This is a genomic window from Geomonas sp., from assembly GCF_056994735.1.
Genome location: NZ_JBXKJL010000316.1, coordinates 1 through 13,096 on the forward strand (window position 1 = coordinate 1; position 13,096 = coordinate 13,096).

Annotated in this window: 12 protein-coding genes; 3 read left to right on the forward strand and 9 right to left on the reverse strand. The window is 60.6% G+C overall.

Annotation, left to right across the window (positions count from 1 at the left end):
- From AC11W3_RS13910 to AC11W3_RS13930, 5 genes are all read right to left on the reverse strand, one after another.
- The coding region (locus AC11W3_RS13910) for a DegT/DnrJ/EryC1/StrS family aminotransferase (protein WP_484093176.1) at positions 1 to 482 on the reverse strand (482 nt) is incomplete at its 3' end.
- Positions 479 to 1,498, reverse strand: a complete 1,020-nt coding sequence (locus AC11W3_RS13915) for a Gfo/Idh/MocA family protein (RefSeq protein WP_484092071.1) — start codon at positions 1,496 to 1,498, stop codon at positions 479 to 481. The genes AC11W3_RS13915 and AC11W3_RS13910, both read right to left, overlap by 4 nt.
- On the reverse strand, positions 1,486 to 2,916 hold the full coding sequence (locus AC11W3_RS13920) for an NDP-hexose 2,3-dehydratase family protein (protein ID WP_484093177.1): 1,431 nt from the start codon (positions 2,914 to 2,916) through the stop codon (positions 1,486 to 1,488). The genes AC11W3_RS13915 and AC11W3_RS13920 overlap by 13 nt, the downstream gene beginning before the upstream one ends.
- Positions 2,906 to 3,874 (reverse strand): glycosyltransferase family 2 protein, encoded by a 969-nt coding sequence (locus AC11W3_RS13925; RefSeq protein ID WP_484092069.1) that lies wholly within the window; start codon positions 3,872 to 3,874, stop codon positions 2,906 to 2,908. Before AC11W3_RS13925 ends, AC11W3_RS13920 begins: the two co-directional genes overlap by 11 nt.
- A gap of 143 nt (positions 3,875 to 4,017) precedes the next feature.
- Entirely contained in the window at positions 4,018 to 4,410 is a 393-nt protein-coding gene (locus AC11W3_RS13930) for a hypothetical protein (RefSeq protein ID WP_484092068.1), read from the reverse strand.
- A gap of 372 nt (positions 4,411 to 4,782) precedes the next feature.
- On the opposite strand from AC11W3_RS13930, the gene AC11W3_RS13935 reads away from it, so the two are divergent.
- A complete protein-coding gene (locus AC11W3_RS13935) occupies positions 4,783 to 6,072 on the forward strand; it encodes a hypothetical protein (protein WP_484093178.1) in 1,290 nt (429 codons plus the stop codon).
- Between the two features lie 184 nt (positions 6,073 to 6,256).
- On the opposite strand, the gene AC11W3_RS13940 is transcribed toward AC11W3_RS13935, so the two are convergent.
- Genes AC11W3_RS13940 through AC11W3_RS13955 form a run of 4 tightly spaced genes read right to left on the reverse strand, consistent with a single transcriptional unit; the run spans position 6,257 to position 10,244 of the window.
- Positions 6,257 to 6,736: a HyaD/HybD family hydrogenase maturation endopeptidase gene (locus tag AC11W3_RS13940; RefSeq protein ID WP_484092066.1), complete on the reverse strand. Its 480-nt coding sequence runs from the start codon at positions 6,734 to 6,736 to the stop codon at positions 6,257 to 6,259.
- Positions 6,733 to 7,398, reverse strand: a complete 666-nt coding sequence (gene cybH, locus AC11W3_RS13945; protein WP_484092065.1) for a Ni/Fe-hydrogenase, b-type cytochrome subunit — start codon at positions 7,396 to 7,398, stop codon at positions 6,733 to 6,735. The genes AC11W3_RS13940 and cybH overlap by 4 nt, the downstream gene beginning before the upstream one ends.
- Before the next feature lie 10 nt (positions 7,399 to 7,408).
- Entirely contained in the window at positions 7,409 to 9,118 is a 1,710-nt protein-coding gene (locus tag AC11W3_RS13950) for a nickel-dependent hydrogenase large subunit (RefSeq protein WP_484092064.1), read from the reverse strand.
- Complete coding sequence (locus AC11W3_RS13955) at positions 9,081 to 10,244, reverse strand: hydrogenase small subunit (protein ID WP_484092063.1); 1,164 nt, start codon at positions 10,242 to 10,244, stop codon at positions 9,081 to 9,083. Before AC11W3_RS13955 ends, AC11W3_RS13950 begins: the two co-directional genes overlap by 38 nt.
- A 476-nt stretch (positions 10,245 to 10,720) precedes the next feature.
- On the opposite strand from AC11W3_RS13955, the gene AC11W3_RS13960 reads away from it, so the two are divergent.
- Together AC11W3_RS13960 and AC11W3_RS13965 are read left to right on the forward strand one after the other, a co-directional pair.
- Positions 10,721 to 11,050, forward strand: a complete 330-nt coding sequence (locus AC11W3_RS13960; protein WP_484092062.1) for a hypothetical protein — start codon at positions 10,721 to 10,723, stop codon at positions 11,048 to 11,050.
- Positions 11,051 to 11,216: 166 nt separating this feature from the next.
- Positions 11,217 to 13,088, forward strand: coding sequence for a V-type ATP synthase subunit I (locus AC11W3_RS13965; RefSeq protein ID WP_484093179.1), 1,872 nt, complete (start codon positions 11,217 to 11,219; stop codon positions 13,086 to 13,088).
- Positions 13,089 to 13,096: the final 8 nt, after the last annotated feature.

Here is a 13,096-nt window from a genome sequence, read left to right on the forward strand (position 1 = left end):
TCCACGACGGTGAGCCCGTAGCGGCCGGCCAATTCCAGCAGCGGCCCCATGTCCGCCATCTGCCCGAACAGATGCACCGGCAGGATGCAGCGCGTGCGCCGGGTCAGCACGGCGTCCAGCTGCGTCACGTCCATCAGGAAGGTATCTTCCTCTACGTCCGCGAATACCGGCGTGGCGCCCGTCGCCCGGATGGCGGCCACTGTCGGAACCGCCGTGTTGGCCACGGTGACGACCTGGTCGCCGCTCCCGATACCGAGCCCCTTCAGCGCCAGGAACAGGGCATCCGTGCCGGAGGCGACCCCCACCGCATGCCCCACACGGCAGAACCGGGCGAATTTCCGCTCGAACGCAGCCAGTCGGCTCCCCAGTACCAGGCGCCCCGAGGAAAACACCTGATCGCAGATGCGCAGGTACTCATCGCGCCGGGCGCCGTAATCGTCCAGATAATTCCAGTAGGGTACCGATGTCTTTGAGCGGTTCATGATGGCCTCTTTTGGGCGTGCGCAAGGTGCATGAAACGGTCGGCCGTGAGCGCCAGGGAACGCCACTGTTGGTGCTGCGCGGCGAAGGCGCTGCCGTCGGCAATGAGCGCGGCGACGTGATCGATGGTGAGCCGGAAATGATCGTCCGCCGGCATCGGCATGCTCTGCTCGCTGCCGTTGCGGCAGATGTCGAGACGGCACTGGTCGCCGGCGGGGGAGGTGAAGGCGCGCTCCAGGCGAAGCGACCCCTGGGTACCGACGATCTCGTAGCAGCAGCGATACGGCTGCCCGAAGGCGATGCGGAAGGTGAAGCGCTCCTGCGCCGTGCTGCGCGCTTCCGCCTCCATGGAGAAGATGAGCTGATCCCGCCAGAGCGCCTGGCAGTGGAGAATCTCGTCGATGGCGCCGCTTAGGAAATGGCTGGCCGCGCTCAGCGGATAGCGGTTCAGGTCGTGAAAGGCGCCACCACCCTGCAGCGGGTCCAGGCGGAAGTCGCCGGGTGCCGGTCCGGGAAAGGTGAACACGCAGTTCAGGGCGGTGAGGGCGCCGATATTGCCGGCGCCGATAATCTGCTTGACCCGGTCGTGCTGGGGATGCTGGAGGTACATGATGTTCTCGAACACCAGACGACCGCACGCCTCGGCTTGCGCCAGGATACGCCCCGCCGAACCGGCATCGAGCGCCAGCGGCTTCTCGCAAAGGACATGCTTCCCCTGTCGGAGCGCTGCCAGGCACCACTCTTCGTGGAGATGATTGGGCAGGGGGAGGTAGACAAGATCTACCTGCTCCGACTGCAGCAGCTCATCGCAACCCATGGCTGCACAGCCGTAGCCCCCTGCCGTCTCTGCAGCCTTGCGGCCGTCCCTGCTGGCGACGGCGACCAGGCGCGCCCTTTCGCTTGCCGCCAGCGCCGGCAGGAATCTGCGCAGGGCGATGTCGGCGCACCCCAGCACGCCGATGCCCAGGGACCCTTGTGGGACTTCCCCCGGCAGCGAACTCTTTGCTACAGAAGGCACGACAGGATACTCCGCGCGCAGGAATTGACCTGCTCTCCAAGTTGCAACAGGAAAAGCACCTGATCCAGAGGGAGCCAGCGGTAGTCTGCGGGGAGCGGCAGTTCGGCGCCGTCTGGCAACATCAGGACGCGGTGCAGATGGCATTCGCGGTAAAAGCGCGCCCCCTCTTCGCTCTGCCGGCTTTCGTGCACCGGGCGGAAGCGGGCCGGCTCCAGAAACTCTTCGTACAAAAAGGGTTTGACCAGCTTCCTGCTCCCCTCGTAATTTCCCTGGGTGAACTGGACCGTCGGGCCCAGTTGCACGGCATTGCGGTTGCCGACCTCGGCCTTGCTCTGCATCAGCAGCTCAATGCCGCCAGCGCTCCTCCTCAGCAAAAGTCCTATGATCCCGGCGGCCGGATTCTCCAGGATCGGCTGACACCAGCTCCGCACCTCCCTGCTGCCGGAGGAGGCCTGCAAGCCGACGATTCTGAAGAACCGCTTTTCCCGGTGCGAGAAAAAGCCTTTGCCGTCGATCTCCCACTCCTCGAGGTCGTTTAGCCCTATGCGCCGAACCAGCATGTGGTTGGCCGCCCTTCGGTCGTCCAGCCACTGGAGCGTCTCCCGTATCCCTTGCCGGTCATCGGCAGGTGGGCGCTTCCGGGAACCGCTCAGCCCGGGCCCCGCCAGGTGGGAACCGGTGAGAAAGGCGAGGCTGGAAAGGATGCTGCGCGTGCAGGCGTTGACCAGGTTTTCCCGCCTGATCAGCTGGGACAGCTGCCGCAGGGTCAACCAGATGAAGCCTTCCGGCAGTTGCTCCGGGAAATCGTCCCCCGCGGCCACGACCATGTTCCGGTTGGACTTGTAGAGAAAGCGGCCGCCGTCCTCGCTCTGCAGGCGGGCGAATATGATGCGTCCGGCTTGCAGTCCCACGAACTGTTCCAGGAACAGCGGCATGGCTCCGCCATGGGCGCCGGTGTAGTTGCTGTAGGTCGCCTGTACCGTGGGCGAGAGTTGCACGGCGCCGATGTTGCCCGGCTCCTCCTTGGCCTGCATGCAGAAATGCAGGATGCCGTTGATCGGTTTAGCCAGGATGCCGAGAATGCCGGTCTCGGGCTGTTCGATGATCGGCTGGTCCCATTCGATCTCGCGCCGGTCGACCCGGTGACGGCAGCGGATCCCCAACATGCTGAAGAATCGACCCGTCTGATGGCGGATATCGCCGGTGCCGGCATCCTGTTGCCAGCCGTCCATGGCATCCAGCGGAACCAGCATGGTCTTTTGTGAGGCCTTCAGCCGGGCGGACCCGATCCATTCATCTACGAAGGGGTCGTCGTGGAGCGCCGCCTGGCTAGAGCGCGAGGCGGCCACGGCCTGGATATCGCCTGGAGCGATGGCGATGGCGGCGGCCGTTGCTGCCGAGTTTAGCTTAGACGCCATGACCGTCCTCTCCCGTCGCGGCCGTGGCCGGTCGTGCCGGCATCGTCGACCTGACGATAAACTGCGGTTCCTGTTTCAGTTTCAGGTAGATTCTCCCTACGTATTCCCCCACGATGCCGGTGGCGAGGAGCTGGAATCCCCTGAAGAACCTGGTGACCGATGTCAACTCCTCGAAAGCGGTGGGGTCTTGCAGCAAGGGGCTCAGGTCCCGGAGAAGCATCTCGCCCACGCTATACAACCCCAGCATTGTCAGGAAGAAACCGATCAAGGCCAGGATGCGCAGGGGAACGAGCGAGTAATTGATGATCATGTTGCCCCAGAGCTCCGCCAGTTTCATGAAGGTATAGCCGGAGCTGCCGGTGAGGCGTCGGTCGTGGCGTACCTCTATGGTGCCGATTTCGCGGGTTGTGCGCAGAATGATGGCGTCCAGATAAGGCTTGGGCGTTTTGCAGGTGATCAGTTGGTCGACGAGAAAGCGGTTCAGAGCCTTGAAGCTGGAAAGATAGAGATTGGCAGGCTTTTGCAGGATGACCCTGGCCATGCTTCCATTCAGGTAGCTCCCCAGGTTGCGGAGGAAAGCGTCCTTTTTTTTCGGGTACCGGCAGTACACCACGTCGTACCCCTTCAGGATCTCAGCCATTAACCTCGGAACCTCCTCGGGGGGATTCTGGAAATCGTCGTCCATGATCACCACGTACTCCCCCCGCGCCTGGTGCAGGCCGGCCATGACCGCGTTGTGCTCGCCGAAATTGCGGGACAGTCGCAGGTAGCTGACCGACTCGGGGGATTCAGCCTGGAGCTGCTGGCAAACCGCATCGGTTCCGTCGCGGCTGCCGTCGTTTACCAGCACGATCTCGAGGCGGTACTCGGCCTGAAGCAGCGCCCGAAGCGCCCGGCAGAGATCGCCTATGGTTTTTTCCGCATTGAAGACAGGGATGACGATCGAAAGCGATGTCATGGAATCTCCTCATAACCCCTGGTGCGCGCAGAAGGTGGCCTGCAAACGTGACGGGGCAATGCTCACGTCTTGGCACCATGTGGGAAACGTTCACCGTCATGACCGGAGTGGCGAGTATCTAAACTCGAGAATATTAGCGGGAATCAGGCAATCAGGAAGGAGGGGGGCGAACGCCCGTTGGGAAGGCGTGTATCGCCAGATGCGGCAGGATTTGCAAAGTGGGATTTGCAGATGTCGATCTGATAAGGGTGAAAGTCAGGCTGGGTATGCGCCCCCTGGTGCAGGAGGTCAGGGGCGGGAGCGAAATCCGATTTTGCCGAAACTGCGGGAGTGGAAACAGACTTCGCCGGGTTGAGAACAGCTCGCGGCCGGGGCTTGGGGGTGGTGAGGCGATCCACAACTCCAAGCCGCATGCCTAGAAAAACAAGGAAAAAGAGGACAACAACCGCTGATATTTGCATTAGACTGCGGTTTAGCATGCGAGGGATATTAATATCATGGGCTTTGAATTGCAATAATAATTGAACGCGGCGCATCGTGAGCCACCCCGCCAAGCAGATCCACAAACTCCTTCCAGACAACTGGCTTGCCGCCAGGCAGCATACCGAATAGCTGCCACTGATTCAAGATGGGTCCTAGTTGACGGTTACCCCCTTTGACATTATGAGATCTTCAGCAAGCCGTTTTTCCTCTGTGGTTCCCTCGAATCGGAACTGGCGAGATGGGGGAACACTATCTGCCCGTCGACATCGTTGAGGATGGAGGATCGGTCGCCGTAAAGGCGAAGATTCCCGGCATCAAGAAAGAGCATGTTTCAAAACATTCTGTTGTTTTCGGAAAGAAGGAAGAGATAATTCTATTACACGAGCCTTAGGTATTCTAAGCCGTGTGACAGCGAGAGGCCGATCATGATGACACACCTACATGGCCAAATCATTTACTTTCTGGCAGCCTTTCTTTGCACCTTTCATCTGGCGTGCTACGCCCCCCATGCCGGTTCGGCACATGCCGAAGATCTTTCCGAGGACCGAGCCCCACTCGCTGGAGAACCGTGTGATATAGAGTGCTTCGGGCGCAAGTTCTTTATGCCGCCACGCAACCGCGAGAACACCCTGTCACTCGTTTTAGGCGGCCTGATCTACACCCCCGACCTTGCCGGAAATACCTTCGCTCCGATAGGCGCCCTCTACTACAAGCACCGTTTCAATGACATCCGCGTGCGTGGCATCTTCAGCATCTTCATGAACGAATTGAGCGTTTCAAAAACCCGCGATCAATTCCAGCTGCTGGGATTCATCAACAACCGCACCTATCCCTTTACCACCACCGAAAATCAGGCGGGAGAGGAGGTTGCCGGGACGGCCATCAAGTGGGGTACCGTAAACGGCGGCCTCGGGGCCGGCTGGCGGCTGCCGGTATCCCCATTCCAGATCGACAACGACCTGAGGGTGCAACTCTACTACCAGTTGGGGTACCTGTACTCCAGAAGGGTCCACGATACCGGACCGGAGGTGATACTTCCACCCGACACAACGGTGCACGGACCGCTTTTGAGGGTAAGGTACGACGGCCTGCGCCGAAACCTCCTGGAGCTTCCCCATCGAGGAGTAGCAGCAGGCCTGGACGCCCAGTACCTGATACGCAGCAACTGGTCCGATGCCAACTACGGTGGTGTGCCATTCACCGAAGCGGAGACCCGGCAGTTTCTCAAGCTCTCGAGTTATGTCGTCGTGGCAACCGGGATTCCGTATCTGAGCTACAAGAATCGCCTGATAGCCAGCGTCCACGGAGGATTCGCTCCGTACGGCGTCCTGGACCGCTTTTCAACCTTTCGTGTCGGTGGCGCACCGATAAGTTCCGATGCCGACGACCTGGACCGGCAGGTTTTTCCCGGGGCCATGTTCAACCAGTTTCCAGTTTACGGTTACGTCTTCAACTCCCTTGAATACCGGCGCGAGATCTTTCCCCTCCTCTATTTCCATCTGCGGGGGACCTTGGCCAATGTCAGCAGGGAACTCTTTATCGACAGAGGCCATGGCCACTTTCTGACCGAGAACGGCCAGGCGGTGGCCACCGGATTTACCAGCGGGTTCTTCGGCAAATCCACACTGCATATCGAGTACATCTATGATTCCAAGATCCTGAGAGACAGCACCCGGGGAAGTAACTTCCTCATGCTCTGGTCCAAGTCCTTTTAAAATCAGGCCCGGCGAGGGCCACCGAAGTGCGACCTCGCCGGGCGTTCAGCATAGACAATTAAAGACTGTGCCTCCTTACCCTCCCCTCCCTCATCAAACCGTTACATGCGTTTTTACCGCACACAAAGTCCACCAGCACCGCAGACTGTTCACCCCTGGCCGAGGCAACCAATCCAGGAACGACTCAAAGTGCGGGTTCGGCTTTTACTCCCCACTGTTCCAGTTCCCCCAGCGCCATTGCCACGAGTGGATCCAAACGGGACGCAACTCGCGCCGACAGTTCCAGGCCGATACCGATCTCTTCGGGCCGTACGCCCAACAGAACCATCTCCCGGGGCAGGCACCCCTGCAGTTCGGCTAAGAGGAGGAGGTCCTGGAGCCCTGCCTGATGGGCGGAGAGCCCGGTTTTCATGGCAACGGGGATCTCCTGCCCGCTGATCCTGACAATGGTTCCGGAATCCGCGCCCGTCTCCACGGCATCCACCAGCAGAAGCTTTTCCACCCCGTCCAGCATAGGCAGGAGGTCAAGCCCCAGGGTCCCGCCGTCAACGACCGTCACCTCGGGCGGAAAGCGATATTTCTCCAGAAGCCGCTGCACGACCCTCACCCCGATGCCATCATCGGACATGATCAGATTGCCTATGCCCAAAACCAGTATGGTCAACGGTTACTCCTCCCCCTGACCGGTTTATAGCCGCCAAAGATGCTCGACATGACGCCCCCCTTCTCCTCGATGTCCATGAGCCAGGCGCTGTAGACGTGATGGATGGCAAAAGCGATCAGGAACCACATGGCCATATGATGGGTCAGGCGTATCCCCTGGTTGGAGAAGAGGAGGAACAGCCACCCCATAAGCCGGTGGCCAAGCGATTGGGGGGCATGTTCGACGTAAAGGGCGAAGCCGGTCAGGATCAGCACCAGGTAGAGGATGAAGACCAGCAGGTAGGTGACGCCGGCCAGGGCGTTGTGCCCCACCGGGTGAGGCACCCTGCGGGTCCTGAAGGTGTAGTAACGAAATATCCACTTCATGTTGCTACGCCCCGCACTGGTGAGAAAGGGGAGGAACTCCCGCCAGCCGGCGTATCTGTTTCCGACGAAGGCCCAGTAAAGGCGTGCCAGAAAACTGACTGCGAAGGCGTAACCTGCTACGAAGTGGACCAGTCTCACCCATCCCATCACATACTGGGTGGGATTAAGGGCGAGGGTCTTGGGGGAGCCGATATAGATGCCGGTCACCGAGAGCACGATAATGGCGAGGAAATTTATCCAGTGGGTGGCCCGCACCGGTACTTCCCAGACGTATTCTTCATGGAGATGATTTGCCATGGCTTCCCTCCTACAACACCCTGACCCGCACCATCTCGTTGCCGCCCGCGTCCAGCAGGTGCACCGCGCAGGCCAGGCAAGGATCGAAGGAGTGGACGGTGCGCAATATCTCCAGGGGCTTTTGGGGATCGGCTATCGGCGTCCCCACCAGGGCCGCCTCGTATGGGCCGCGCAGTCCCTTTGCGTCACGGGGAGAAGCGTTCCAGGTCGACGGGACGACCGCCTGGTAATTGAGGATCCTCTGGTCCTTGATCCTTATCCAGTGGCCAAGCGAGCCGCGGGGTGCCTCGTGCCAGCCGTATCCTTGAGCCTCGGCTGGCCAGCTTGCCGGGTCCCACCGCTCGTTGTTATGGATGGCCAGGTCCCCGCCGGCGATGTTGGCAGTCAGACGATCGAGCCAGACGGGGAGTTGCCGGGCGATCAGCAGGGTCTCGATGCCGCGCGCGGCTGTCCTTCCCAAGGTGGAAAAAAGCGCCTCGGGACCGACGCCCAGCTTGGCAAGCACCCCGTCCACCGCATTCCGCACATCCTTTTGCCCGGATGCGTAGGCGACCAGCATCCTCGCCAGGGGTCCCACCTCCATCGGCATGTCCTGGTAGCGCGGCGCCTTGACCCAGGAGTATTTCCGCTCGGTGTCCAGGAACTGGTAGGGAGGTTTGGGACCTGTATAGTTGTGCTGCGTCTCCCCTTCCCACGGATGAAGCCCCTTCCCCTGCCCCGCCGAATAGTCATACCAGGAGTGATCCACATACTCGGTTATCTTCTTGTGATCAACCGGATAGATCTTCGACAGGTCCTTGTTGACGATGATCCCCGGCGGCATCCAAAGCATCTCATTCTTGCCGCTGCTGTCCTGGGGATATTCCCCGTAGCTCATGAAGTTGCCGACCCCGCCGCCATATCCGGCCCACTCCTTGTAGAAGGAGGCGACCGCCAGCAGGTCCGGGATGTAGACCTGTTCCACGAAAGTTCGGGCTTTTCGCAAGAGCAGCCTGATCTCGTTCAGCTTGTCGTCGTTCAGGGCGCTCTGGGAATCGGGATCGATGGCGATGGCCATGCCGCCCACCAGGAATGTCTGGGGATGGGGGTTCTTGCTCCCGAGAACCGCGTGGATCCGGATGATATCCTTTTGCCATTCCAGCGCCTCCAGGTAGTGGGCTGTAGCCATCAGGTCAGCCTCCGGAGGGAGCTTGTAGGCCGGATGCCCCCAGTAGGCATTGGCAAACGGACCAAGGCGCCCGCGGCCGACAAAGGCCTTAAGCTTATCCTGCACCCCTTTGAAATAGGTAGCTGAATTGAGGGGCCAGTCGGAGATGGAGGCTGCCAGGGCGGCTGTTTTTGTCGGGTCCGCTTTCAGGGCCTGGGTAATATCGACCCAGTCGAGGGCATGGAGATGGTAGAAATGGATCACGTGGTCCTGGACATTCTGGATGCCGATGATGATGTTTCTGATCAGCTCGGCATTGGGTGGGACCTTGACCTTGAGGGCGTTTTCTACGCAGCGTATGGAGGCAATGGCATGCACCGTGGTGCAGACCCCGCAGAAGCGCTGGGTAAAGACCCACGCGTCGCGCGGGTCCCGCCCCTTGAGGATGGTCTCGATTCCCCGGAACATGGTGGAACTGCTCCAGGCATCCGACACCCGGCCCCCTTCCACTGCGGCCTCGATCCGGAGATGGCCTTCAATCCTGGTTATCGGGTCTATTACGATCTTCGGCATCTTTGTCACCCCTCCTTTCCCCTTCGGAACTTTCACCCGGCCGGAAAGCGCTGATCACACCGTGAGCCGCGAACGCCGCAGCCGTCGCCACGGCAAGTCCGGCGCCGATCTTGTCCGCGGTCGCTTCCACGCCGAACCCCGGCACGTTTGGGAGCCTTCTGTAGAATGGCGTCATGGTATTCCAGAAGAGTGGCTGAGAACAGCCGACGCAACCGTGCCCGGACCCGACCGGCCAGCTGGTCTTTTCATTGAAGCGCTGGGTGGGGCAGTTGTTGTAGGTTTCCGGACCCTTGCACCCCATCTTGTACAGACAATGCCCTCTGCGGTGGGCGCTGTCCCCCCACTGCTCCACGTACTGGCCGGCGTCAAAATGGGGACGGCGTTCGCAGGCATCGTGAATCCTCTTGCCATAGGCAAATAGCGGCCTGCCGAGACTATCGGTGGCGGGGAGCTTGCCGAAGGTGAGGTAATGAACCACGGTGGCGGTCAGGTTGTCCGGGTTGAGCGGACACCCCGGGAGATTGATAACCGTAGCCCCAGGTACGGCGTCCTTGAGCCCGACCGCGCCGGTCGGGTTGGGATTGCCCGCCGGGATGCCGCCGAAAGCCGCGCAGGAGCCGACGGTAATGGTGGCCAGCGCATTGCCGCAGACTTCACGGGCGATCTCAAGGGCACTTCTGCCTCCGATGCAGCAGTAGACCCCATCGTCTTTCAAAGGGATGGACCCTTCGACGACCGCAATATATTTACCCTTCTGCTCCTTCACGACCGTGGCGAGCGCCTCTTCAGACTGATGCCCTGCCGCGGCCATGATGGTCTCATGGTAATCGATGGAAAGGACATCCAGGATCAATTCGGCAACCGTCGGATTCGAGGCCCGCAAAAGCGCCTCGGTGTTGCCGGCGCAGTCCTGGAATTCCAACCAGACAAGTGTCGGTCGCGCAACGTTCTCCAGGGCCTGGGCGATCCTCGGCGCCGAGGCGGCCGGAAGCGCCAACGCGGCGCACATGGCAGTACAGAATTTCATGAAGTCCCGACGAGAGATCCCCTTCAGTTCAAGTATTTCAGACAGGGGGAGACACCCTTGCGTGCTACCGATCTCTTCTGCACCGTTTTTCTTACCCATTGCCCGCTCCTCCCTTAAGTCAAGCGGCCTGCAAACCCTTTTGGCTCCTCACGAAAAAGCACCGGCAACAGCGGCAACCGGGCCGGTCAGATACTTCTGTTCTACAGCCCAAACACATTTTGTCAATTAGCCGGCACCGACTGTAAGTCAAAAACTAGGGCACTTCATCTGGCGACCGAGTTAAAGGGACAGGGGAAAATCAAGTTTACCACCCGTTGACCATGGTTATACCAATGCTAGAATCCATTATGCCCATCTAATGACAATTTCAACGAACAGAAATACTATCCTGTGAAATTCCTGCCGGTGGCTCTACCTCTTTTTCATGGCAGGGTGCCGTACCAGGACTGTCGATCGGTCATGGAGACGGTGGCGGTTTTCCAGCTGACACGGGCAGAAGGGGCACCCCGCCCTGTCAAGGGGTGCGCAGACGCGGACCGGCAGATGCCTTCGTATCGGGGGAGACAGGGAGCGGCATGGAAAGTGACATCCTGCGCGCCATTGTAGAGGTGGAACGGGAGATCCAGGAGGAGCTCATCTCAGAGCAGCGGCAGTCCGACGAGCGCCTGGCGCAGCTACGCCTGAAATGCGCGGAGGAAGTGGCTCGGGAGGAGGCGCGCTTGCAGGAGGTGGCTAAAATGGCGCTCGCTGCCGGGGGGGGAGAGGCTAAGGAGAGGGCCGCGGCCGTCCTGGCGGCGGCTGGCGCGCAGGCGGAAAGACTTGGCCGGCTCGACGACACCAGCCTGCGGCAGTTGATAAAGCGGGAGATTTCATACATCGTCCCGGGTATCAAATCAGCCGATTAGCCTCAATCATCAGTACAGTTGCACTCAAATCTCCCCCCTTTAGCAAAGGGGGGCCGGGGGGGATTTTGCGATGCAGGCTCCTGCGAAAAGTCCCCCCTTTGGGACTTTCAACACCCTCCTCTTTACCGAAGATCAGCACCAATCGGGTCAAATCATGATCGTGCGGATGGCGAAGGTTGAGATCATCGGGCCGAAGCAGGTGCTCCTGGAGGTCCTCGCGTTGGTCCGGGAGATGGGGGCGTTTCAGGTGGAACCGGACCTGCGGGGGTTCATCGCCAGGGGAGAGGAGCAGGCAGTCCGGTCGCATCTTTTGGACAAGGATACCCTGGGTGAGCGTCTTTACTTCGAGGAGCTGCGGAGAAAGATCGATGAGCTTGCAGCCATCCTGCCGCAACAGCCGGCACGTCAAAGCTATCTTGAGCCCCGCAGCGCGGTTGCCGCGATTGCCGCCCTGGTCGACAAGCACTTAGCGACTTGCCGGGAACTCTGCCGGAATCGGGACGCCCTCAGCCTGGAACGGGAGGAGTTGCAGCGTCAGACCCTGTTTCTCGATGCGATAGCCCCCCTGCTCAAGGGGGTGGCTGCAAACACGGAGCTCGACTTCATAGGCGTGACTATCAGGGACCCGGCGGCAACGGAACAGCTGATGCGGCTCCTGGCAAGGTTGACCGGCGACAGATTTGAAATCTTCACTACGAGCTCGGCGGACGGCACCAGCATCGCCCTGATAACCGTGGCACGTGAGTTGGCGGACAAGGTCCGGCAGGTCCTGAACGCCGAGCGGGTTCCGGAGCTTTCCTTCCCCGCAAAGTACCGGGACCTGCCGCTCCCCGAGAAAATCAGCCGGATGAGGCAGCGGCTGGCGCAGGTCGCCGTCGACCTCGACCGGGTCGACGGCGCCATCCAGCAGTTCGCCCTGCGCTGGGCGCCCACCTACCAGTGGGTGCGGCAGTGGCTCGATGACCGGCTCTCCCTGCTCAGGACCACCACCGTCATCCATGAGACCTCCATGTGCTTCTTCATCCACGGCTGGATTCCCTTGCCCGAAGCGGAAGAGCTGCGCGCACTGCTGAACGGAAAGTTCGGCGGCCGGGTGGTGCTGGAGGAGAAACAGGTGCTGGAAGAGGACCTGGTGCCGGTGTCCATCAGAAACTCTCCCTACTTCTGCCACTTCGAGCTCTTCACGCGGCTCTTGCCGCTCCCCGTTTACAGCTCCTACGATCCCACGCCCTTTATCGGCATATTCTTCCCGATCTTCTTCGGCATGATTCTCGGCGATGTCGGCTACGGCCTGGTCATCCTGGTGGCCGCCCTGATCGTCAGGAAAATGTCCAGGCGGCGCGACCTCCGCGACGCGGCGGCGATCCTGTTTGTCTCCGCCTGCTATGCCATCATCTTCGGTCTTCTCTACGGCGAGTTTTTCGGCGCTCTCGGTCCGGCATGGCTCTTCCTGGAAAAGACCCGCGTCATCGAGCGGCGCCGGGCTGTCATGCCGATGCTCATCTTCTCGGTCTCGGTCGGGGTCGCCCATGTGACGCTCGGCCTGCTCCTTGGCTTTTGGGGGGCATTCAGGCGCAGGGCCATCAAGGAGGCGCTCTCCAAACTGGTGAACGTCCTGGTCGTCGTATGCCTGGCTCTCCTTGCGGCGTCGATCTTCGCCCCCTTGCCGCACCCCGTGACGAGAAGCATCAATCTCGCCATCCTGATCGCCATCCCGATCATGCTCCTGACCGGCGGCCTGCTGGCCCCCCTGGAGATGCTGAAAAACATCGGCAACATCATCTCGTACGCCAGGATCATGGCCATCGGCTTGGCGTCGGTGCTGATCGCTGACGTGGCCAACCGGATTGCCGGACTGTCCGGCGATATCGTTTTCGGCGCCTTGGCGGCGGGGTTGTTACATCTGATAAACCTCGTTCTCGGGGTATTCTCCCCCACCATCCACGCACTGCGTCTCCATTACGTGGAGTTTTTCGGCAAGTTCATCACCTACGGCGGCCGGCGCTTCGAACCGTACCAGAAGCCGCGGGGGAAGTGAGTCTGACC